The 21,391-nt window shown below is 39.3% G+C and carries 23 protein-coding genes; 11 read left to right on the top strand and 12 right to left on the bottom strand.

The annotated features are described in order from the left end of the window. The first annotated feature begins 48 nt into the window (after window positions 1-48). Window positions 49-813, top strand: a complete 765-nt coding sequence (gene map, locus ACK8HY_RS04305; protein WP_416132884.1) for a type I methionyl aminopeptidase — start codon at window positions 49-51, stop codon at window positions 811-813. 546 nt (window positions 814-1,359) lie between these two features. Continuing rightward, entirely contained in the window at window positions 1,360-2,211 is an 852-nt protein-coding gene (locus ACK8HY_RS04300) for a helix-turn-helix domain-containing protein (RefSeq protein WP_077434983.1), read from the top strand. Window positions 2,212-2,300: 89 nt separating this feature from the next. Here ACK8HY_RS04300 and ACK8HY_RS04295 read toward each other — a convergent pair whose 3' ends face one another. After that, window positions 2,301-2,855, bottom strand: a complete 555-nt coding sequence (locus tag ACK8HY_RS04295; protein ID WP_077434985.1) for a cysteine hydrolase family protein — start codon at window positions 2,853-2,855, stop codon at window positions 2,301-2,303. Between the two features lie 175 nt (window positions 2,856-3,030). On the opposite strand from ACK8HY_RS04295, the gene ACK8HY_RS04290 reads away from it, so the two are divergent. Beyond that, on the top strand, window positions 3,031-3,810 hold the full coding sequence (locus ACK8HY_RS04290) for an alpha/beta fold hydrolase (RefSeq protein ID WP_217700032.1): 780 nt from the start codon (window positions 3,031-3,033) through the stop codon (window positions 3,808-3,810). 76 nt (window positions 3,811-3,886) lie between these two features. Here ACK8HY_RS04290 and ACK8HY_RS04285 read toward each other — a convergent pair whose 3' ends face one another. Both ACK8HY_RS04285 and ACK8HY_RS04280 read right to left on the bottom strand, forming a co-directional pair. After that, window positions 3,887-5,185 carry a cryptochrome/photolyase family protein gene (locus ACK8HY_RS04285; protein ID WP_077434989.1) on the bottom strand — a complete coding sequence of 433 codons (1,299 nt, stop codon included), beginning with the start codon at window positions 5,183-5,185 and terminating at the stop codon, window positions 3,887-3,889. A 91-nt stretch (window positions 5,186-5,276) separates the two neighbouring features. Then, on the bottom strand, window positions 5,277-6,335 hold the full coding sequence (locus ACK8HY_RS04280; protein ID WP_077435919.1) for an NAD(P)-dependent alcohol dehydrogenase: 1,059 nt from the start codon (window positions 6,333-6,335) through the stop codon (window positions 5,277-5,279). Between the two features lie 193 nt (window positions 6,336-6,528). Between ACK8HY_RS04280 and ACK8HY_RS04275 the strand changes: the two genes are divergently transcribed. Continuing rightward, complete coding sequence (locus tag ACK8HY_RS04275; protein ID WP_077434991.1) at window positions 6,529-7,107, top strand: GNAT family N-acetyltransferase; 579 nt, start codon at window positions 6,529-6,531, stop codon at window positions 7,105-7,107. Here the strand turns inward: ACK8HY_RS04275 and ACK8HY_RS04270 are convergent. The 5 genes from ACK8HY_RS04270 to ACK8HY_RS04250 all read right to left on the bottom strand — a co-directional run bounded on the left by ACK8HY_RS04270 (window position 7,071) and on the right by ACK8HY_RS04250 (window position 10,436). After that, entirely contained in the window at window positions 7,071-7,637 is a 567-nt protein-coding gene (locus ACK8HY_RS04270; protein ID WP_077434993.1) for a DUF6624 domain-containing protein, read from the bottom strand. The genes ACK8HY_RS04275 and ACK8HY_RS04270 overlap by 37 nt on opposite strands. An 87-nt stretch (window positions 7,638-7,724) precedes the next feature. Then, a complete protein-coding gene (locus tag ACK8HY_RS04265; RefSeq protein WP_175992001.1) occupies window positions 7,725-8,561 on the bottom strand; it encodes a GNAT family N-acetyltransferase in 837 nt (278 codons plus the stop codon). Between the two features lie 97 nt (window positions 8,562-8,658). Then, window positions 8,659-9,330 carry a type A chloramphenicol O-acetyltransferase gene (gene catA / locus ACK8HY_RS04260; protein WP_416132883.1) on the bottom strand — a complete coding sequence of 224 codons (672 nt, stop codon included), beginning with the start codon at window positions 9,328-9,330 and terminating at the stop codon, window positions 8,659-8,661. A 49-nt stretch (window positions 9,331-9,379) separates the two neighbouring features. Further along, the gene (locus ACK8HY_RS04255) at window positions 9,380-9,775 is read right to left on the bottom strand and encodes a cytidine deaminase family protein (protein WP_416132882.1); all 396 of its coding nucleotides are present in this window, start codon (window positions 9,773-9,775) and stop codon (window positions 9,380-9,382) included. A 61-nt stretch (window positions 9,776-9,836) separates the two neighbouring features. Continuing rightward, window positions 9,837-10,436 carry a GrpB family protein gene (locus ACK8HY_RS04250; RefSeq protein ID WP_416132881.1) on the bottom strand — a complete coding sequence of 200 codons (600 nt, stop codon included), beginning with the start codon at window positions 10,434-10,436 and terminating at the stop codon, window positions 9,837-9,839. A gap of 528 nt (window positions 10,437-10,964) precedes the next feature. Between ACK8HY_RS04250 and ACK8HY_RS04245 the strand changes: the two genes are divergently transcribed. Continuing rightward, complete coding sequence (locus tag ACK8HY_RS04245; RefSeq protein WP_416132880.1) at window positions 10,965-12,584, top strand: hypothetical protein; 1,620 nt, start codon at window positions 10,965-10,967, stop codon at window positions 12,582-12,584. 157 nt (window positions 12,585-12,741) lie between these two features. Here ACK8HY_RS04245 and ACK8HY_RS04240 read toward each other — a convergent pair whose 3' ends face one another. Next, window positions 12,742-13,533 (bottom strand): cupin domain-containing protein, encoded by a 792-nt coding sequence (locus ACK8HY_RS04240; RefSeq protein ID WP_077435005.1) that lies wholly within the window; start codon window positions 13,531-13,533, stop codon window positions 12,742-12,744. A gap of 82 nt (window positions 13,534-13,615) precedes the next feature. On the opposite strand from ACK8HY_RS04240, the gene ACK8HY_RS04235 reads away from it, so the two are divergent. From ACK8HY_RS04235 to ACK8HY_RS04210, 6 genes are all read left to right on the top strand, one after another. After that, a complete protein-coding gene (locus ACK8HY_RS04235; RefSeq protein ID WP_416132879.1) occupies window positions 13,616-14,671 on the top strand; it encodes an SDR family oxidoreductase in 1,056 nt (351 codons plus the stop codon). Between the two features lie 166 nt (window positions 14,672-14,837). Beyond that, entirely contained in the window at window positions 14,838-15,440 is a 603-nt protein-coding gene (locus tag ACK8HY_RS04230) for an RNA polymerase sigma factor (RefSeq protein ID WP_416132878.1), read from the top strand. Further along, entirely contained in the window at window positions 15,437-15,907 is a 471-nt protein-coding gene (locus tag ACK8HY_RS04225) for a hypothetical protein (protein ID WP_077435011.1), read from the top strand. Before ACK8HY_RS04230 ends, ACK8HY_RS04225 begins: the two co-directional genes overlap by 4 nt. Window positions 15,908-15,933: 26 nt before the next feature. Further along, entirely contained in the window at window positions 15,934-16,377 is a 444-nt protein-coding gene (locus tag ACK8HY_RS04220; RefSeq protein WP_139351068.1) for a hypothetical protein, read from the top strand. After that, window positions 16,374-16,787: a hypothetical protein gene (locus tag ACK8HY_RS04215; RefSeq protein ID WP_077435015.1), complete on the top strand. Its 414-nt coding sequence runs from the start codon at window positions 16,374-16,376 to the stop codon at window positions 16,785-16,787. The genes ACK8HY_RS04220 and ACK8HY_RS04215 overlap by 4 nt, the downstream gene beginning before the upstream one ends. A gap of 12 nt (window positions 16,788-16,799) precedes the next feature. After that, on the top strand, window positions 16,800-18,086 hold the full coding sequence (locus tag ACK8HY_RS04210) for a retropepsin-like aspartic protease (RefSeq protein WP_416132877.1): 1,287 nt from the start codon (window positions 16,800-16,802) through the stop codon (window positions 18,084-18,086). Window positions 18,087-18,123: 37 nt separating this feature from the next. Here the strand turns inward: ACK8HY_RS04210 and ACK8HY_RS04205 are convergent, their stop codons facing one another. The 3 genes from ACK8HY_RS04205 to ACK8HY_RS04195 form a co-directional block, all read right to left on the bottom strand. Next, the gene (locus tag ACK8HY_RS04205) at window positions 18,124-18,573 is read right to left on the bottom strand and encodes an SRPBCC family protein (protein ID WP_077435019.1); all 450 of its coding nucleotides are present in this window, start codon (window positions 18,571-18,573) and stop codon (window positions 18,124-18,126) included. A 251-nt stretch (window positions 18,574-18,824) separates the two neighbouring features. Then, on the bottom strand, window positions 18,825-19,928 hold the full coding sequence (locus tag ACK8HY_RS04200) for a hypothetical protein (RefSeq protein WP_416132876.1): 1,104 nt from the start codon (window positions 19,926-19,928) through the stop codon (window positions 18,825-18,827). Window positions 19,929-20,004: 76 nt separating this feature from the next. Further along, window positions 20,005-21,300, bottom strand: coding sequence for a hypothetical protein (locus tag ACK8HY_RS04195; protein WP_416132875.1), 1,296 nt, complete (start codon window positions 21,298-21,300; stop codon window positions 20,005-20,007). Between the last annotated feature and the right edge of the window lie 91 nt (window positions 21,301-21,391).

The following is a 21,391-nucleotide window of genomic DNA, read 5'->3' as shown; positions in this document are numbered from 1 at the left end:
TAAGACCTTTGTATATCACTGATTAAACAAGCAAATACGAGAAGCGGAATGTCTATTACCAACGAGAACGAATTGACTGGAATGCAAAAAGCGAGTGCGGCGGTTGCCCAGACGCTTAAAGCGATGTGCGACTATGCGAAAGTGGGCATGTCAACCAAAGAATTGGATGAATATGGAGCGAAGATACTAGAACAATTTGGTGCAAAATCTGCACCAGCGCTGACCTATAATTTTCCGGGTTGGACCTGTATCAGTGTAGACAACGAGTTTTGTCATGGTGTTCCATCCACAGATCGCTTCTTACAAGAAGGAGAACTTATCAATATCGATGTATCGGCCGAACTGGATGGCTTTTGGGCTGATAATGGGGCTTCTTTTGTGATCGGTCAGGATATTCACCATCACCAAAAATTGGTTGACGCTTCGAAGGAAATACTTCAAAAGGCTATAAAAAATATACGTGGTGGTGTTAAAATTGCTGACATTGGCCAACTAATGGAAACAGAGGCTAAAAAGAGAGGCTATAAAGTGATCAAGAATCTCGGTGGCCATGGTATCGGACGCAGTCTACACGAAGAGCCAGATGAGCTGCTCAATTATAGAAACAAATCCGATCAAAGGCGATTTAGAAAAAATTCAATTGTTGCTATAGAAACCTTTATCTCGACAACTTCGACCTATGCAGCGGAATTAAATGACGGTTGGACGATGGTCGGTGACAAAGGTGGATACATGGCGCAACATGAGCATACCATTATGATTACCGATGGTACCCCAATTATTTTAACAGCAGAAAATGGTATTTTCTGTTAGAAAAATTATCCCCGAAGATCTATTTTCCTTTATCATCCAAGGCGATAATCTTCGGGATAAATTACTTTTATAGAAATCTCCTTTTAAACTGACCTCTTCACAAAATCTAAAGACTTATCTTCATCAGTATTGGCATATTTTCACTTGTAGACGCTATAAAAAATATAAGGGGCCTCTCTTGACGAGAAAACCCCCAAATAATATATTTTTATATGGCTATCTAATCTTTCCTATAACAATCAAATAGTTCTTTTTTAGGATAAGAAATGTAAAGCACTTTTAAGTCAGTATTCACATGGGAAAAATATCACCATTAGGTTTTGCCTATTTGATTATGACATAAAGGTAAATCAATTCTTTCAATAAAAAAGTGACGAAAATCACATTTTTCATAAATCTCTTAATTATTTTAAAAAAATATTTTTATCCAAACTATTAAATAGACATAAGGAGGCTTATCGGCAAATTATGTTGATGCAAGATTGAACATATAGTACCGTATTTAGCGCTAACATTAGTACTTTTGACTTATAAAGTATACTGCTATTGAGAACGATAAAATTCCATAAAGGTGAATGTGGCGTTGAATTTCTATTAAACGTACTAAATCAACAGGAAACGGACTATACCCATCGCGAGACCTATCATAAAGACTTTTTTGAAATTTTATTTTTCAAAAAAGCTAAGGGACGTTTACGACTGGGGCAAGAAATCATCAAATTAACGGACAACAGCATTATATTTATTTCCGCCTTTCAGAAGCATACCTGGGAACTGGATCCTACGCATCTGGAGTTCACCACACTGATTTTTCAGGAAGATTTTCTCAATGAGTTTTTTGCAGATAAGCTTTTTACGTACCGACTGCTGTATTTCTACCAGTTGCACCATACGGTAAAAATAGTTGCTGATGATGTACATCTATCTAAATTTTACACACTGCTTGCAGAAATAAAATCGGAGCTTGTTTACACACAGCCAGACAGTGCACATATTATCCGTTCTTTGCTCTATTATTTGCTACAGACCTTGAATCGAAAATATGCCCGGTTGAATGGACTTTCTCTGCAAAAACCTGAGAATAATTTTGCTTATCAGTTCAGGATGTTACTCGAACAACATATTCAACAGAAACAACGGATCAACGAATACACGGCATTGATGGGCATTAGTCGTATCACCTTAAATCATGCCGTTAAAGCACAATTCAATACCACAGCAACACAATTGCTCAAACAGCGATTATTATTTGAAGTGCAGGAGTTATTGATACATTCAGACAAATCTATCAGTGAAATTGCTTTTGAACTGAATTTTTCCGAGCCTAACCACCTGATGCGCTTCTTTAAGGCGCAGACAGGTAAGACCATCAGTGCATTTATCCAGGAATTACGGTAATAGGTCTATTACGGGTGTCACGAACCAGATACCCATAGTACGAAAAAGCTGACAGTATATAACAACGCTGCTATATACTGTCAGCTTTTTTAGTTTTGCGCCAGATAGGTTTCTGTCGTCTGAATCCGCGCATAGAAGAAGTCCAATGCTGCAAGAAAGGCATGATGTACATCGTCAGCTTTTACCGTAACACCGTTAATTTCCAGGTCACGTGTCGCACAGGCATCCCCTATCACTGTGCATGGGAAGCCAAAATCAACCGCAGCCCGCGTCGTGGCATCAATGCACATGTGCGTCATCATGCCAACAACAACGAGTTCAGTAATTTGATTGGCTTTCAGATAATCAAAAAGTTCGGTTTCCCTAAAACCATTTGGAAAGTGTTTTTGAATCACTTTCTCTCCCACTAGCGGTTTAACGTTTGGATGGATATCAGCTGCACTGGTGCCCGCCACAAAAAATGGCATTTTTGCAGGCTCCGGAGAAATATGCTGAATGTGAATAATTGGTGCTTTCATTTCTCTAAAATGGCCGATTATTTTTCCTGCATTTAGACTTGCGACAATAGGGTTTACGAGTTCCATTCCGCCATTTTCAAAATATTCGTTTTGAATGTCTATGACAATTAACGCTGTAGTATTCATCTGTTTTTCTATTATTATGTTTTCGTTACTACAAAATTAGCTTGTCAACCAGGGAAGGCACTACCAAATAGCTCATCGACACTACCATTTTGATAAGAAGGGATGTTTTAGCTATCTTAGCCATCGAAAAGGCCCTTATAAGGCCATTTCAATTTGTTTAAAGGAGAAAACTATCGTGAAAGAATTACTACACAGCAAAATATACGGCGCGGAAAACGGTGGGACACCGCTTCTTGTTCTGCATGGCCTTTTTGGTATGGCAGACAACTGGGGATCTTTTGGACGTAGCTTTGGAGAAAAAAGACAGCTGCATTTACTTGACCTGCGCAATCATGGCCGAAGTTTTCACAGTGAAGACATGTCCGTGGAGGAGATGGTCGAAGATCTGCGCCTCTATATCGCTTCGATCGGAGCAGAAAAAGTCTTATTATTGGGCCATTCCCTCGGCGGTAAAGTTGCCATGCAATTTGCCATTGAGCATCCAGAACAGGTTGAAAAATTGATTATTGCGGATATCGCTCCCAAGGCTTATCCGCCACATCATGAAGATATCTTTAATGCACTTTGTGCGGTTGATATCAATAGTATGGACAACCGAAAAGATGTACAGACAAAACTCGAAAGCTTCCTTAATGATCCAGGAGTAATTCAATTTTTGTTAAAAAACGTCTATATAAAAGAAGACCGCAAACTGGGCTGGCGTTTCAACCTGGATGTGCTGCAGCGGAAATATGCAGATTTCATTACAATAGGCGTAAAAGCTGGAATTTATACCGGCCCTACCCTTTTTCTAGCAGGCGAAAAATCGCGCTACATTCTTCCTGAAGATAAAATCAAAATCAAGGAGCAATTTCCAGATGTTAGCTTTGAAACAATACCAAATGCGGGACACTGGGTACAAGCTGAAAACCCACAAGCATTCGACGCCTTTGTTGCTGATTTTTTGGACCAATAAAAAATCTACTATTAGATAGACCAATCCCACCTAGGCCGATAAGGTATGGTGGGATTGGCCTATACTAAGTCGTCGTTTACTTCAATGCTGCTGCATAAGTTTTTAGCGCACGTTCTCTGGCTGTCGGATGTGCTATTATTGGTTCGGGATAATCTGCTGTCCCAAGTTCAGGAATCCATTGTCTACTATATTCTAGTTTTTTATCAAATTTTTCGGCCTGAATGATTGGGTTAAACACCCTAAAATAAGGAGCGGCATCACAGCCACTTCCTGCTGCCCATTGCCAATTCCCGTTGTTCGAAGATAATTCATAATCGTTGAGCTTTTGTGCAAAATAAGCCTCTCCCCAACGCCAATCAATCAATAAATGTTTGCATAGAAAACTAGCTGCAACCATACGTACGCGATTATGCATATAACCGGTGCTGTTCAATTGCCGCATGCCCGCATCAACCAAGGGATAGCCTGTTTTTCCTTGACACCAGCGTTCAAACTCAGTTTCATTATTACGCCACTGGATATCGTCATACTTCTTTTTGAAGGATTCAATGACCACATTCGGAAAATGAAATAAGATCTGCATAAAAAACTCCCGCCAGATCAATTCAGACAGCCAGACCTCATTATGCTGTATTGCAAAAGCAACACAGCGACGAATACTAATTGTCCCAAAACGAAGCGCAATCCCCAAGTTGGTCGTCCCCTCTAAGGCGGGATAATCACGATATTTATCGTAGCTATCAATAATCACTGCATTCAGTTGTGGTGTTTCAAAAGTCAAATCCGTCTTTTTAAACCCTATTTTTTCCAAAGGAATTATCGGCACGTAGGTCTGCTGAAAAAAATGCCCATCTATTTGATCAGTGGATTGATAATCTCCTAACGTTAATTTCTCCCGCCATCTTTTTGCATAAGGTGTAAAAACGGTATAGGGTGTACGATCATTTTTCAACAGCTCATGCTTATCAAAAATAACCTGATCTTTTACTGCTTTAAATGGAATCCCTACTGTTTTAAAAAAATCAAATATCACACGATCCCGTTGAATCGCCTTAGGTTCGTAATCTCGATTACAATAGATTTCCTGAATATCGTATTGCTGATGCAATGTTTTGAAAATTGTCAAAGGACTACCATGAAAGGTCGTTAAAGTAGCCCCATATTTCTTTAGTTTTTTATTTATTCCATCAAGGGCCTGATGGATATAATCTACACGTCGGTCCAACTTATCTTCCAATCGCCCTAAAATATCCTCATCGAATATAAATACTGGCCATACGGGAATCCCTGTAGCTAATGCACGGGATAATCCGGCATTGTCTTCCAACCGAAGGTCCCGACGGAACCAGAACACCACAACTTTGCTTTTCTCCATAAAAATAGAGGTAACTCGATCAATTACCGTCGAGCTCCAACTGTTTAATTTGATAACACTAATAAAATAAACCCCAGGAAAAAACGCTGGTTTAGTTGTTTTTTAAACTATCCATATCGATAACAAAACGATATTTCACATCGCTTTTTAACAATCTGTCGTAAGCCTGATTGATATCTTGCATACGTATTAATTCTATATCTGAAGTGATGTTATGCTTTCCGCAGAAATCCAGCATTTCCTGCGTTTCGGCAATTCCGCCGATCATCGATCCGGAGAAACTTTTACGTGTAGGGATTAAGCTAAATGGAGCAACTGGCAATGGGTGTTCAGGAGCACCGACAAGTGTCAGTGAACCATCGCGTTTCAATAAGCTTAAGTAGGCATTGATATCGTGTTGCGCGGAGACACAATCTAAAATAAAATGCAAAGTACCAGCATTTTTTTTCATCTGCTCCTGATCGGTAGACAAAATGACTTCATCTGCCCCCAGGCGTTTGGCATCCGCTACTTTACTTTCAGAAGTTGTTATCACGACGACATATGCGCCCATTGCCTTGGCGATTTTTACCCCCATATGTCCCAAACCACCAATGCCCACGATGCCTACTTTTTGCCCAGGACCAACCTTCCAATGCCGTAACGGTGAATATGTTGTGATACCTGCACAAAGTAGCGGTGCAGTTGCAGCTAAATCTAGGTTTTCGGGAATATGTAACACAAAATCCTGATCTACCACGACACGCTCCGAATATCCCCCAAAGGTCTGTTTGTCCAAATGCTTATCATGGCCATTGTACGTTTGGATGTTTCCATTCTCGCAATATTGCTCCAATCCTTCTTTACAGCTCTCGCATTCCCGACAACTGTCAACCATGCAGCCAACACCAGCAAGATCGCCGACTTTAAATTTCGTTACATCGGAGCCTACCTTTGTAATCCGTCCCACGATCTCATGACCGGGAACATTGGGGTAAACTGTTCCACCCCATTCATTGCGAGCCGTATGTAAGTCAGAGTGACAAACACCACAATATAGAATATCAATTTCTACATCTCTTGCCGTTACCGCACGACGTTCGACCTCCAGTTGTTTTAAGTCTGCCGTCGGTGCCTCAGTTCCGAACGCTTTTATTGAAAATGTACTCATATTAAAATAATGATCTATGATGAATTGTTTCGTTAAAAATAACCCCTGATAATCAAAAAAGTTTAGTTTAGAACAGTAATATTTGAAAAATAATCTGTTTAAACTCATTATCAGCAAACGATATATTGAAGTTTCAATGCCACTTTTGAAATCATCACGCTGCTTTTGAAGCTATTTTATTATTTTTACTGTTATGATATCCGATACTTTCCCAATTTTAACAACAGAACGTCTTTATTTACGTCAAATCCAAGATGCAGATGCTCCCGCGCTATTTTCTTATTTTTCAAAAGATGAGGTAACATTATATTTCGATTTACCAACATTCCAGCATCTGGACGAGGCTTATGAGCTTGTAAAAACCTGGCAGAAAAACTTTCTGGAAAAAAAAGCCATCCGTTGGGCAATCTGCTTAAAGGACAACCCAGATCAGCTCATTGGTTCTTGTGGTTTTCATAATTTTTCCACCGAGCATTTTCGTGCAGAGATCGGCTATGAACTTCATCCTGACTTCTGGCAACAGGGCATGATGACAGAAGCGATTTCCACTATTATTTCTTTTGGTTTCGAAAGCTATAAACTCAATCGAATAGAGGCTTTTATTGACCCGGACAACTTAGCTTCCCGTAGGTTGCTGGAAAAAATGAATCTTGTTTCCGAAGGAATTCTCCATGACTATTTTTTTGAGAAGGGGCGTTTCGTGGATGGTGAAATATTTGCCTTGCTTAAAAAGAACTATAGCCAGCCTACTTCCTTTCGCCAGATTGTATAATCCATATCCTGCTGATCCAAAGTCGCCAGCTGGTCTAAATCATACACTGTATCAAGTTTCATCTGGGAAAGCTCAGGTAGATTCATCCGCAAACGTTGTTTATTGAGGTTCGCTTTGTCTTCGACCGGATAGATTCTACCATCAGCGGTCAGTTGTGTTCCAAAACGCTGTGCTTTGCCCTTAAAATAATGTATTCTATCGTATAAATAGGCTATATGAGCAGGGTTGATGTCTTCTTTTTCATTGATCATCAATTGATAGCAGTGTTGCATAAAATCGGGTTCTGAGATGGCATGCTGTACAATTAACCATGCCGCCTCACTGGCCTTTGCTCCTACTTTTGAAATACCGGGGTAACCTATCTCGGCAATTATCTCCCGTAATCGCTTCGCGTTATCACGGTGAACGACCGCCATTGCGGGATGATAGCCCTTTTGAAGTTCCCCCTTCTCGGCCAGTTCGTTCCGTAATAGGAGATCATCATCTGCTAATTGGACCAGTTCGTTCGCTAACTTTTTGTATAATATCATACCGATTGTCTCTTATATACTCACAACTAGATGTTATTGTTTGGTCAAATGCCAAGAAAAACCACATTTGACATGCGAGCACCTGGTTTATAGCAGCTTTATCATTTCAACTTGATTGATGCCATTGACCAGTCCCTGTTTTTCCAAAAATAATTTCACATCTTCCGCTTTCGCATCAACGTTGTTGAAACTTATTTTTTCCGCAGGCATTTCTTCTTTAAGCGTCTGAAAAAGCTGCGTTCCAATTCCTTTCCGCCGATATTCGGGTGCTACAGCGATTTGATATAGCCGATTGTTTTCAGAGGTAAAAAGAATGTAACCCACAAGTTTGTCGTCGATATAGGCTCCTAATGCACGGGGTTGCAAACGATCCATACTCTGTGCTGCGCTTTGCCAACTGGGTAAAATATCCCAAAACGATTGAAATTCCTGCCAGGAGAAATTAGACAGCGGCTGGATTCTCGCTACATTGCTCACCGTAACTGGCTGAATCGTACCATTGAAACATAGCAATTGTCTGTTGATCGAAAAACCATTTTTCATATAGGCCCGGATGGCCGCTTCATTGCTTTCTATTGCTTCCAAAACAATCCGTCTGACCTTATTCTCATTAAAAAAAGGAATTAGATAATGATACATTTTTCCGACTAACCCATGTCCCCGGAATTCAGGCAGTACACCCGTTCCACCATTATAGACCACAAGCTGATAATCTATCTCCCGCAGACCATGCATCATAAATGCGACAAGTTTGTTCTCCGTAAACACGGCAACAGACCAAGCTAACTGAATATCTTCCGTTCTGATTTTCTGTCGCAATTGTTCTATATCGAGCTGAAATGGAACAATATAATCCTTAAAAGCTCCATTAATAGTTTGCAGCAGCTCAGGAATATCCGATTGTGTTAATTGTCGTATTTTCATTGACATAGCATTTGTTTATTGCCAAAAAACAAAACAGTCCGAAGTACAGGCAAAAGCCGGAGGAATGGACTATTCTGAACAAGGCGATTTCCCCGATTTATCCCTGAAATTTAATGAGCGTCCCGATCTCCTTACAATAGGCTTCCAGTGTCGCAATTAATTTAGCAACATGTATTCCATCACAGACCGCATGATGCACCTGAATTGCGATGGGCATTAAGATTTCATCAGCTTGTTGCTGATACTTTCCAATTGTAAAAGAAGGTGCAAAATAATCTGTGAAGTCGGCAATATGGAGATTAAAACTATCAAAATTAATCCAGGGAATTGCCGAAATATTAAAATGATTCTCCGGCGGTGTCTCCGGGAAAAAACGTAAATCGTCGCCATGGCGTTCGGCTACGCGATTGTAATTGGCCATAAACGCTGCAAAATCCTCATCGTATACAGTCGATAGCGCTGAAAAAGTTTCCGTTTCCGGATGCAGCTCAGTATATATCGGATTTACATAGTCCCAGACAATGAGCCTCCCTTCCTTCATTGCCATCTTAAAAGCATCATGATTATTTACGGCTTTTGTAATTAGGTAAATCATGACAGGATAAAATTTATAGCCATTTTCCTTTATAAAAGGAAGTAGGTTAGTGATATTAATTTTTGTCGTTAGGCTAAAGCCACATTTCATCTGGCTACGATAGATCGAAAAGTGCTCCTTTCGCTTCCAGTCCGCTAAATTTATCGTTTTATAATCTGATCCTATTTTTCCCATTTTATTCTACTCATTAGTTAATATATACTGATTGGTATCCTCCTGAAAATCACCAATTCCTGTCGAGATCTTCTTTCCAGTCAAAAGGCAATAATTCTTTTAAGGATTTGAATACCCCATTTTTCACTTCCACGATTGCATCCAGATTAGTCTTGGCAAGCTGACTTATCAATTCTCTACAACGTCCACAGGGAGGCACTGCATTTCCCGCAGCATCCACCGCAACAAATGCCCTGATGTGAAATTCATGATGTTTCAGCATTTCAGCAACCGCGCTATGCTCGGCACAAAAACCCATAGAGCAAGCCGTATCAATGCTGATTCCAGTATAAATATTGCCTGCCACCGTTTCTATAGCAGCTGCCACACCAGCATATTCAACAAAGTCATTTAATTTTTTCGTACCAGCAAGCCCGCTTGCTATTTCTTTTAATTTGTTTGTCATATCTTCCTCCGATCAGATGCTAGGTATGTGATAAGGTTGCCACTTTCATGCGCTCTTCTTCTCATTGCATCCTCCCCTTGTGCCATGCCAAAGCGATTTTTTCCTGCGCTTTTAAAAATAGATCTTTTCCCTTATTATAATCATTTCCATCCCTCCAGTCGAGTTGGGTTAATTTTTCCTTAAGTTCCTGATAGCTTTCCCGTATCGCCGGATGTGCGATTAGATAGTCGCGTAATGCGAGGTGTCTTGTCCAATCTGACGAACCTTTTACAAATGCATGCAAATGTGCGATACGAAGGTCATGATCATGTAAGATGGCAGGTATATCATCCGCTATTTTTACAATATCTGGAACGTTGATTTTATACAAAGGTTCTTTCAATAATATAAAAAATCGGCGTTCTGGCCAGTCCTGATTATATTTTTCATAGTAAACAATATTTGGTAGTTTCAATAGAGCGGGTAACCGGTCCAGATCAGTTTCGTTCCCAAGCCCAATCTGTATATCAATTATTGGCTTCGCGGAAAGACCTTCCACCGCAGTACTGCCGATATGATCAATTTGAGGGTTGAGGGATTTCAACAGGAATTGAAGCTCTAGTTTAATGGACTCAAATTGTTTTTTCCATTTTGGATTATAGGGTTCAAAAGGTAATAGCATTTAAATAATTATTTAAAATCCAATACATTATTTGTTTTATACTGACCTTATCTATCAAGTTTTTAAAAATGGACGCGGGTGCTCCGATAGATCGGATTTACGCCGTAGTTGCCAATAAGTTGAAGCCGGTAAAACAATAAAACTTTGGAGGCCAAATTAAAGTTTTTTTCGATTTTCAATAAGCATCCATTTTTTTGTACAGCAAGTGCAAATTATAAGATTTTATAGGCTACAAAGCTTTTTGACAGCAAACTAGTCCATCAATATAGCGAATAATCACACTGGCTGCCTCACTGTAGATGTTTCTCTACAAGAAAAACTTCATCCACCCAACAATACTTCTTAAACAAAAAGTTCCATTTAATTTTGCGCAAGAAAAAAAATATTTGCCACGATCATTATCTATTACTGACACATCAAAACAACACACAGCTATTATCAACATATTCTTCGGGATACTGTTAAAAGCCCATAATAGCATAAAATTACATTAAAATAAAGAAATCCATTACATAAAAAGCGAATTACATGAATTTAAAATCTTATCGTAATCTAAAAAATATACTAATACTAACGTCCATTATACTAACAGGTTCTAGCCTTTACTCGTGTAAGAAGAGTGGTGAAACCACAGATTTAACAGGAGAAACAGTCGTAAAGATCAACCTACAGGGTGTTGAAGCTTATATGGAGGATGAGGGTAATGCTATTGGTCAAAAACAGGGGTCTACAAAAGCGTCTTTAGCTTCGAACAATACATCAGATGTTCAGGAAATGACCATCCCTTTTGGCAACGGATGCTCCATTGATGTTGTGCTGACAAACAACTCAGCGGCTGCCGTTAAAAGAGGGTTAGTTGCCTCATCGAGCCCCAAAGTTGCAGCTGCACAAGTAGCTGAAAAACCACTGGATAAAGATGTCAAGTATAAAGTTGTTGTTTATGACAGCCAAGGTAACTACGTTACTGAAAAGATCTACAGCTACGGCGGTGAATCAACTGCAGCAGGTATCGCTCTTGACGCAGGAAAAACTTATACCTTCATTGCTTATTCCATCAACAGTACAAGCACAGTACCCGCTATTAATAACCAAAACAAACTTTCTTCGGCAAGTTTAGACAACATTAGCGGAGATTTAATGTTCTTCACGGGTAACCTAACGTTGAATACAGGTGTAAACAACCTGAATGTTGTATTAAAACACCGCTTCAGTCAGATCGTCACGACTTTGACAATGGATCCGAACATGACGGGTGCAATTACCAGACTTGAAAATGCAGTGTTCAAACCAAGCCATTCAACTGCGAACTTCCAATTAGCAAATGAGGCTCTTACTTACAATGGTCTAAACGAAACTGGTGTATCGGCTCAATTTCCAAATTTAGGTATCGGTTTACGCACAGTGGTTAGTGCTCCTTCCCTATTGATCCATCCTGGAACTAGCAGCGGAACACTTAACTTAGGAACGATGACCATTGACGGTGAAACAAAATCAAATGTTACTATTCCTAATGTGAAGATCAATCCGGGACTAAAATATGACCTCAAACTTAATTTCAAAACCTGCACACAGAACGTAACAAGTGATGGCTTAAACTGGAGCTATCCTGAAACCAGTTCTGGTCGCAGAAAAGGAATTATGAAAGATGGTACATTCTATGCAAATGGAAGTATGATCTCCAACACCTTCACTGCTCCTGTGGCAGACTATGGTTTTGTATTTGATATTACTGAATTGGACAATGCTTTCAATATGGAAGTAAACGGTATCAAATTGGCAACGCAGGAAATTCAGTTCCAAAATGCGGGTGCCTCTTCAGCTCAAAATATTCAGTTTGCTGATGGAAGCAAATATGAGGGAACCGACGTTGAAACAAATAAAAGAGTCGGTAACATCTATGACTTAAGAGGCACAGCAACAAAGCCCTTGATTAAACTTGTAATCAGCAGAACTGGCCAGGTGACCATGTTTGGTAGCAAGACTTCTGGCGGTGAGTTGTATCCACTTGTATTAACGAATGGTAATGCATTCAATACTTTCCCATGGAATGGTACACAAAGCAATTCTGTGAAAGTGACCCAACTTGTTGATGGTAGAACCGTGATTAAAGGTGTTGGTGCTGGCAAGAAGAAAATACCTTGTAATTAATTAACTGGGTATACATGATAAATGCAGCTCGACAGCAAATTTATGACTTGTCTGCGATAACAACCATCGCACAGTCTATACTTAATCCTATCTAAGACTGTATCATAACAAAGCCAGCAAAAAACTTAAATGTTTTTGCTGGCTTTTTTGTTTTTCTTTAAACCTCTTTCCCCAAGATCTTGGTCAGATGACTGACATCTGTCAATCCAAATTCATCAGCAATTTCCTTTAAAATCATTCGTCCGGCAGCAATACGTTGCCGAATAAGTGTATTCCGATATTGGTGTATATATGCCCTTATGGTTATACCAGCATGACGTTTGAAATAGGTACCTAAGTAATCAGCAGCGATATTGAAATGCGGGGCCATTATCTGAGACCGCAACAGATTGGGTGTATAGATATTTTTGTGAATATAACAAAACATGGCCTGTAGATCGCGAGTTCCAGCACCATCCGTTTGTAATTCAGGCATATTTCTTGCCAGCAGCATTGAAACGCTGAGCAGCTGATGCCATATTAAATCCTGATTAGCAAAGATATCGTGTTTTAGAGACGCAATCACATTAAACAACAGGCGAACAGTTTTTAGATCAGCTGCAAGAAGTGGGAATCCATGCTGATGAGTTTCCCTGCTTTTAATTAAATACTCCAATTGACGGGTTAAATTACCCGATTCGGCTGTAGTTCGATAGATGTAAGCATCGGTAAATTTTAAATAAATAAAATGCGTCTCTTGTTTGATATTAAAATAATGATATTCTTCTGGTCCGATAAAAAAAACAGCATCATTTTGATAAGGTATGGCATAGCCATTGATCACATGAGTTCCTTCCCCGCTCACAATAAAGATAAGTTCGTAGTGATTGTGATTGTGCTCCGGATGTGTCCAAGCGCTGGATTTAAATTCCGAGATCAGGATAGGTTCAAATTGTCGATAGCGTTCCATTCCAGAAATTTACAAAATTATAGCCGATTTTTACCGCTCTTCGATTCAAAGCAACACTAATTTTGTTTAAAAAGCAATTCATATGGAAACTATAAAAAATACGGCATTGATTGTGGGTGCGAATGGTGTGATTAGCACAAATCTTATTGAACATCTTAGCAATCTTGGCAACTGGGATATCATCGGTCTCTCCCGCCGTGGTGGAACCGATCATGGTCCAGTTCGTTATCTCGCTGTAGATTTACTGGATTTAACAGACACGGTCAACAAACTAAGTCCATTAACTACGGTAACGCATATCTTTTATGCAGCTTATCAGGACAAAGATAGCTGGGCAGCATTGGTCGAGCCTAATTTGAGGATGTTGGTCAATGTAATAACGGCTATTGAACCCGTCGCCAAATCCCTGCAACATGTTAGCCTTATGCAAGGCTATAAAGTCTATGGTGCGCACCTTGGTCCATTTAAAACACCGGCCAAAGAATCTGACGCCGGTATCATGCCACCTGAATTTAATAGCAGCCAACTACAATACCTGCAACAGCAACAAATTGGCAAACGATGGACCTGGTCCGCTATCCGACCATCGGTTGTAGGTGGAACGGCACCGGGTAACCCAATGAATCTTGCTCTGCTGATAGCTGTATATGCCACTATTTCCAAAAAATTAAATATTCCACTTCGTTTTCCGGGCAAAATTGGTGCATACGACAGCTTACTCGAGATGACGGACGCTACTTTATTAGCTAAGGCAACTGTATGGGCAGCAACAGAACCTCAAGCGGCCAACCAGGCTTTTAATATTAATAACGGTGATTTGTTCCGCTGGAAAGATCTCTGGCCAAAGATAGCTCAATATTTTGATATGGCAGTCGATATGCCGCTCCCGCTAAACCTGCAAACGATGATGTCCGATAAAGAAAATATATGGGAAGACATCCAAAAACAACATGGATTAAATTACAATTATCAGGAAGTCTCGGCCTGGGCATTCGGCGACTTTGTCTTCTCCTGGGATTACGACTTTTTTGCAGATGGCAGCAAAGCACGGAGATTCGGTTTCCATGAGTACATTGATACCGAGCAGATGTTTTTTCGGCTTTTCGATGAGATGCGGAAAAAAAATATTATACCTTAGTCACAATTCCCGGTGTTACGGCAGCGATAGCGGCTGCCATAACACCGGGAATACGATTTCAATAATATCATAACAAAATCAACTAAAAATCAACTAAATAAATAATTTAAATTAGTTATTTTTAAATTATTGCAACCTAAATTTCACTTATGGGTCTTATTTATCCGTGAACACAGAAACAGCCATACAACGTCAAGCAGACCGGGCATTAGTCTCTCAGATCCTCAAACGGGATCCGAAGGCATTCCGCAAGCTTATCGTTGATCATGAGAAGCTCGTCGCCCATTTGGTTTACAAAATGATTCCAGTCGTAGCAGACCGCCGGGACATTATACAGGATGTTTATATTAAAGTTCACAATAATCTAAGACAATTTCGTTTTCAGAGCAAATTGTCGACCTGGATCGGACAGATCACGTATAATACGTGCTTGCATTATCTTCAGAAAAAACGGCCGATCCTGATGGAAAGTTTTTTTGAAAATGCTGATTTGTCCTATACCGATTATAAAATGGTACATACTGCTACCAATGAAACGGAAAATAGACTTTTTGCCCGTGAACTCAGCCAGACAATAGCACTAGCTGTAGCACAGCTCTCCGCATTATATCAAACACTGATCGGTTTACATTATCAACAGGAACTAAGTCTACAGGAGATTTCAGAAATCACACAATTACCGGAGGGTACCATAAAATCTTATTTGTTTCGCGCACGTAAGCAATTAAAAGACATTCTACTCAAATCACAAAAAAGAGAGGAACTATGAACAGTATACATTTAACAGAAGTACAATTGCAAGCTCTTGCTGATTCCACCGACGCTACAACAAGATTGGAAATGGATCATATTTCTACCTGTATGGCCTGCAGAATCAAATTTGAAAACTATCAGTTGATCAACTCGACTATCCATGAATTACCCATAGCAAGCTTTGATCCCGATCTAACCGATTATATTGTCGATATGCTAATGCCCAAAAAGGCTCCAATTCATTGGGCAGCCCTCCTTTCGGCAAGTTTAGGTGGTCTATTGGTTGTAGTTGCTGCTGTTATCTTTGGGAAACAATTTATTGCGTTATTTATTCAGCTTCCCGATATTTTACGTTATTTCTTTGCCCTCCTACCGCTTTCTTTAATCAGCATACAGACCATACTCTCCCTCATCCGGTATCGACAAAAAATGAACACCATCATAAAAAAAACAGATTCTTTGCAACCTAAATTGGATTGGTAGGTCTGATGTACTATAAAATTAATGATATGAAACGCATTTTGAACTTAACATTGATACTGCTTACGGTCAACACGATGCCTACGATGGCTGCGCAACAAGCTACTTCAGTGATGGCAGATAAAGAAGTAATTTTTTTCTCGCTCAACGCGATTGCTGTTTTGCTGTCCATTTGGATCGCTTCCTCTTTTTTGCTCAAGCTTATCAAGCTATTCTTAAACGATCGTTTGCGCAAAACATTGATTGAAAGGAATGCACCTTTGGAGATCGTTACTGAGATCCTTCCAAAAGAAAACAATCTTGTAGAACAAGCCTTAAGCTGGTGCTGTGTATTATTTGCAGGCTCCGTCGGACTCGCCTTATGTTATTTTACACAACCTCTTGGCTTTCACTCAGCCATTATCTTGAGTATGAGCTTAGCATTCGGTTTACTCACCTATTATTTCATTCGTAAAAATAAAAATCAATCATGAAAACAAATTACACCCTTATCGCAATAGCTATGCTATGTATTGGCCTATTTGCATCCGGCAAACAGTTGTTCGACCAGTACGTTCCCAATCTGTCCAGAACCACCGTTGTATACAATGAAATCGGCCCACTCTGTACCTTAACGGCAAACTTTCCAAAGGCAAAAACGGCCTCAATTGGCCAATACGTTAAAAATTGGAGTCAAAAAGCTGGTAAAACTTTGGTTTTGTCGGGTGACACAGCGATACTATCCTCGTTCAACGGCCCCCGTTACAAACTCTATATGGATGAGACCAACCTAAAAGTCATCGCAAATCGCAATCAGTTTGACCGGACAGCATATGCCCGCATGAAAGACGACTATAAATCGCTTACAGATTTTATTACAAAGGGGAGCGAACCGCGTAACTAAAGCATAAAACAAGTGAAAATAACAGCAGGACTTCTCACCCTTAGCTTGAGTTTTGCCCTATCTATGACCTTCCGAACTCAAGGTCAACAAAATATACCTGTGATTCAGGCCAGCAAGCCCATGGTTAGTATCCGTGATGGAAAGCTGCTAGCTAAGGATGTATGGAAATTAACCCCAACAACGGCACCTGATATTTACTATACGCAGGTGCCAAGAGCAGAGCGTAAGATCACATTTATAACGGATAAGGATTCCATATCTTTTACGACTACTTATGGTAAAACCTATGATTTTATCATACTACTGAATGGACGGGATCGTATGCTGACACGCATATCGGCCAATTATGAGCAACTATTAAATCCGACTGTACAACCTAAGCCAGCGATACACTCGTCGGATACCATTCCCTTTTTTATGAAAAATAGTCGTCTTTATTTTAAGGGAAGCCTCAATGGCCATAAAAACTTAACGATCATGTTTGATCTAGGTGCGGGTATCACCTGTCTCAGCGAGCAATCTCCTGCAAAAGCGGCTGTCAAATTTGATGGTCACATCAGTGTCCAAAATTCGGACGGTACAAACAATGAACCCAGTGCCAGTATCAATAGTTTGGAAATTGGCGGATTACGCTGGGATAAAGTTCCCTTGGTACAAATTCGAAACCTAGCGGATGGCGAGGATATGATCATCGGAAATTCACTGTTCCAGGACAAGATTATCGAAGTTGATTACGAGAAAAAGATTATGATCCTGAGCGATCAGATAAATAAAGATCTACTGGGTTATCAGGTTCACGATGTTGACTATTTCCAACATCGCCCCCGATTTGAAGTCACTGTCAATGTCGGGGAACAGGATTATCCCTTCCATTTTCTATTCGATACCGGTCGGGATGGCAGTATGCTTATTGGAGACGATTTTACGAATCGTTATGATCTTTGGAACAAGTATCATTCGCTATTTTCTTTTGGCAAAAAAAAGATCATTGTCATTCCGGAACTCAAAATCGGGAACCAGGTCTTTAAAAATATTATAACCAATGCCAATAATCCCGATTATCCGAATGCCAAGCAAAGCTTATTGGGCAATAAAATATTGAATCAATTTAATTTTATTCTGGATAACCGCAATGGCAAGATATATCTGAAAGCAAACAAATACCAAAATGACAACTACAGTACATACAACGAATTTAAGCTGGTAGGGATGTTAATTGTAATCTTGATCATCGGACTACTGATCTTTATCGGATACCGTATCCGAAAGTCATATCTTCGAAAACAATCCTCGTTATAAACTCAACTTTCCGTTATAAACTCAATTTTCACGCAACCTACATTTCCGGGAACCTATCTCCTACCAGATTAAGCAAGATATTAAATTCCAGATATGCTTTCAGATTGGCCAAAACGAGTGTAAATCCTTCGGTACTATCGCGTACCTCAGCAATGAGGGCCTCTGTTGTCGCATGTTCGAATGTATTTGTAACCGAGACAAAAGTTCCTCCTGTAATTTTTTTGAATTTCCATTCCACAAGGGATGGGCTGTCATGATTACGCCAATTGAAAATTAGTGTTTGGTTTTCGACAATCTCCAGCACCTCCACATTGACTTTATGGTTATACATCTCCCACTCCCATTCAATAGTCTTTCCCTTTTCTAATTTTCCCGAACTCTTGGTGAACCAGATTTTAGTAGTAATCGCAGGGTCTACCATCGCCTGAAACACTTCAGCGATATCTTTCCGGATAAACATTTCTGCTTTTGCAAAATTCTTCTTCATCGTTTTTATTTAAATACCAATAATTAACTATCTTTTTTAATTCTGAAACTTAATCAAAGTTTGATCCGTTTCAGGATACCGTATCCTTATTTAAAAATAGTATTTTCTTATTCAACAAAAGATCTTTGATCAACGACCATCATTATCTCAGACCTTGGTACTACTTAACTTGATACTCAATAAACGAAAAAAGCCAAGAATCCTGCAGAGGACTTCTCGACTTTATCTATCAAAGTACTTTAGTTCTACAATCATTGAAAGTTAATCCAATTTGTAAGATACTCGTTGATTGTAGGAGTAACGAAAATCTCATCATAATTAGCTCCTCCAGTCTCCTCAGCAGGCATTATGGTACATATTATTCTTTCACCTGGAAGAAAAAAAGCAGGATCTGGATTTTGGAAAAAGAACATCCCATAATTTCCAATCCCTAATTTCACTTTTTTACCTAAGTTGTTACTTGTAAAACTAGGTTCGTTCGTTCCTTTTTTTACAAAATCAAATGTGTAATATTCTGATTCTGAAATCGGGGGCAGCTCCATAGTTACAAACGATGATTTAGCAGGAATTGTAAATCGCAATTCAGGGCTTGTTTTTTTGACATCAGTCGTGTTCAAATTTCGAATATAAGCGAGCAAATCCACATCGCCACCAATAAACTTAGTTTCGATAGTATTTACATTTGTCAGCAGCTTAAAGGTCACGGACATCCCTTTTGGGTTTTTCAAAGCTGGAATAGTCAGATTTTCTAATAATTCGTTTCCTTCAAGATAGAATTTCAAGAACCTATTACTGTCGGCTTCTGTTATGGTTTTTGTTAGCAGAACTTCCTTTCCTCCTTTTTTCTTTACAGTGAGTACCCTTTTTTGATCTTTGTTGATCGGTATTGTTATTTGATCCTGTATTGGTTCTTCAAATGGACTCTGATACTTTAATACATCATCTAAGTACAGATCCAATTTATCTTTCGTATAGATTCTCAGATTATACTGTATACCAACATCATATATCTCGCCTTTATCATAATAAATTCTCAATACATTACTAAAATTTGTTCCATCAATACTATAGGTTTTCAATATTTCAGATTTTCCTTTTTCCCTAATATAAACCTTTCGATCTCCTTTCGAAATATTCAATTTTATTGAAACTGGCAAGCTATTGTTCTGCTCTCCTGTACTGGCAATGACAGCATTATCATAAAAAAACTCCAGAGGTACAGAAGTTGAACCGGCAAAAGAAATTTCCGCAATTTTGGGAGTATTTGATTCAAAGAGTTCGCCCTTTTTACAAGCTTGTAAAAGAACCATCATGAATACGAATAAATGCAATAATTTAAATATGGGTTTTTTCATATTTTTCATATGAGAACCTAGATTGGCTAATTAGCCAATCTAGGTCTTTTTATAAAACAATTTTTTTTAACAATGTTTAATAATTAAACTTTACCCAAAAGTATGCAGGCAATGGAAGACCTGAAGCAAAGCTTGGCTCATTGTAGAAAGGTTGTGATGAAATGCTGAACGTCGGAGCAGTAGTACCTACTGGAGCAACAGTGTTTGTGCCAAGGTCTGTGTAACCAGCTGTAGCAGCCAATGTAAATCCAAATAAGGATGATCCTTGAACAGAAGTCAACGAAGGAGTGGCATCACTATTAATATGCAAACCTGTTTTATATCCTGTAATTTTGGAGTTTACCAAAGCTAACTCGGCACCACGACGTACCAACACACCAGATTTAAATCCAGGGGCTGTTATACCTGTTTCATTTTTGGTTCCTACAATACGAACGTTGTTAAACGTAGGTTTGGTTTTAGGTAATGCAGTGAACGCGGTAGGGTGATTATCAATTTCAGCGCCATTTGAATCGCTATTTCCACCACTTGCACTATGTGTAGAAACTTTGTTCGCGAATGCGATTGAATTTGAAATAGTTCCTTGATAACCCAAATCAAAGTCAAACTGATCATCATCATTTGAGAAAGCAACTAAATCCGATCCATTTACACGACCACCGAAGAATTCAAATCCATCGTCTAATCCCCATGCTACCTCAATTTTGTTCAAGACAGTACCAGATCCTACACCACCAAGGGTTAATCCATTCACTTCAATATTGTCAGCCAATTTATATCCAGCGTACTCTATACGTACATTTTTGATGGTTCCACTGCTTTCAGCATTGTTAGCTGTACTACTGCTACCATAATAGAATTTTGCGTTATCAGCTAATCCCTCAATCAACTTTGTTCCAGCTGCCTCATTGATCTGTGCATTACCTAATACAATTAGACCTCCAAAATCGCCAGGTTTACCAACAGTCGCATTATCGCCATCCAATAAGTTACGGCTTGTAAATACGATTGGGTTGGTATCTGTACCCTGCGCATTTATCTTCGCTCCTTTAGCAATGACCAATACACCATTTTGTGCACCTGGTGTATTAACAGCAGCTTTAATATATGTTCCAGCAGGGATGGTTAGTGTAGCACCATTGGTCACGGTAACCACTCCTTTAATTTCATATACATTACTTGCAGACCAAGTAACATTGCTAGTGATATCCGCTGAAATAGTTACAACTGGTAGTGAAGATTGGCTGTAATCTGCTGCTGAAGTACTGCGATTATCGAAAGAATCATTTTGTAAAGCGTTATCTTTATTACATGCTGTTAATGAAGTAGAAGCGATTGCTAGAATAGCTAAAGTTTTATTTAGAGTTTTCATTTTTCTATTGATTTGTGTTAAAAAATTATTAATTTGCGGCCAGATAAATGGCAAGTCGACTTGTTTAGTGCCCTAGGCATTCTGCAAGATT

Origin of the sequence: Sphingobacterium sp. NGMCC 1.201703, assembly GCF_047784615.1 — a bacterium.
Lineage (GTDB): Bacteria > Bacteroidota > Bacteroidia > Sphingobacteriales > Sphingobacteriaceae > Sphingobacterium.
The sequence above is the reverse complement of the archived record's forward strand: the minus strand, read 5'-3'. Positions and strand labels throughout refer to the sequence as shown.

What these genes read in the sequence shown, in the direction of transcription:
- map (WP_416132884.1), top strand. Translation starts at nt 49, where the DNA reads ATGTCTATTACCAACGAGAACGAATTGACTGGAATGCAAAAAGCGAGT.
- ACK8HY_RS04295 (WP_077434985.1), bottom strand. Translation starts at nt 2,855, where the DNA reads ATGAATACTACAGCGTTAATTGTCATAGACATTCAAAACGAATATTTT.
- ACK8HY_RS04285 (WP_077434989.1), bottom strand. Translation starts at nt 5,185, where the DNA reads ATGGAGAAAAGCAAAGTTGTGGTGTTCTGGTTCCGTCGGGACCTTCGG.
- ACK8HY_RS04280 (WP_077435919.1), bottom strand. Translation starts at nt 6,335, where the DNA reads ATGAGTACATTTTCAATAAAAGCGTTCGGAACTGAGGCACCGACGGCA.
- ACK8HY_RS04275 (WP_077434991.1), top strand. Translation starts at nt 6,529, where the DNA reads ATGATATCCGATACTTTCCCAATTTTAACAACAGAACGTCTTTATTTA.
- ACK8HY_RS04270 (WP_077434993.1), bottom strand. Translation starts at nt 7,637, where the DNA reads ATGATATTATACAAAAAGTTAGCGAACGAACTGGTCCAATTAGCAGAT.
- ACK8HY_RS04265 (WP_175992001.1), bottom strand. Translation starts at nt 8,561, where the DNA reads ATGAAAATACGACAATTAACACAATCGGATATTCCTGAGCTGCTGCAA.
- catA (WP_416132883.1), bottom strand. Translation starts at nt 9,330, where the DNA reads ATGGGAAAAATAGGATCAGATTATAAAACGATAAATTTAGCGGACTGG.
- ACK8HY_RS04255 (WP_416132882.1), bottom strand. Translation starts at nt 9,775, where the DNA reads ATGACAAACAAATTAAAAGAAATAGCAAGCGGGCTTGCTGGTACGAAA.
- ACK8HY_RS04250 (WP_416132881.1), bottom strand. Translation starts at nt 10,436, where the DNA reads ATGCTATTACCTTTTGAACCCTATAATCCAAAATGGAAAAAACAATTT.
- ACK8HY_RS04245 (WP_416132880.1), top strand. Translation starts at nt 10,965, where the DNA reads ATGAATTTAAAATCTTATCGTAATCTAAAAAATATACTAATACTAACG.
- ACK8HY_RS04240 (WP_077435005.1), bottom strand. Translation starts at nt 13,533, where the DNA reads ATGGAACGCTATCGACAATTTGAACCTATCCTGATCTCGGAATTTAAA.
- ACK8HY_RS04235 (WP_416132879.1), top strand. Translation starts at nt 13,616, where the DNA reads ATGGAAACTATAAAAAATACGGCATTGATTGTGGGTGCGAATGGTGTG.
- ACK8HY_RS04225 (WP_077435011.1), top strand. Translation starts at nt 15,437, where the DNA reads ATGAACAGTATACATTTAACAGAAGTACAATTGCAAGCTCTTGCTGAT.
- ACK8HY_RS04220 (WP_139351068.1), top strand. Translation starts at nt 15,934, where the DNA reads ATGAAACGCATTTTGAACTTAACATTGATACTGCTTACGGTCAACACG.
- ACK8HY_RS04215 (WP_077435015.1), top strand. Translation starts at nt 16,374, where the DNA reads ATGAAAACAAATTACACCCTTATCGCAATAGCTATGCTATGTATTGGC.
- ACK8HY_RS04205 (WP_077435019.1), bottom strand. Translation starts at nt 18,573, where the DNA reads ATGAAGAAGAATTTTGCAAAAGCAGAAATGTTTATCCGGAAAGATATC.
- ACK8HY_RS04200 (WP_416132876.1), bottom strand. Translation starts at nt 19,928, where the DNA reads ATGAAAAAACCCATATTTAAATTATTGCATTTATTCGTATTCATGATG.
- ACK8HY_RS04195 (WP_416132875.1), bottom strand. Translation starts at nt 21,300, where the DNA reads ATGAAAACTCTAAATAAAACTTTAGCTATTCTAGCAATCGCTTCTACT.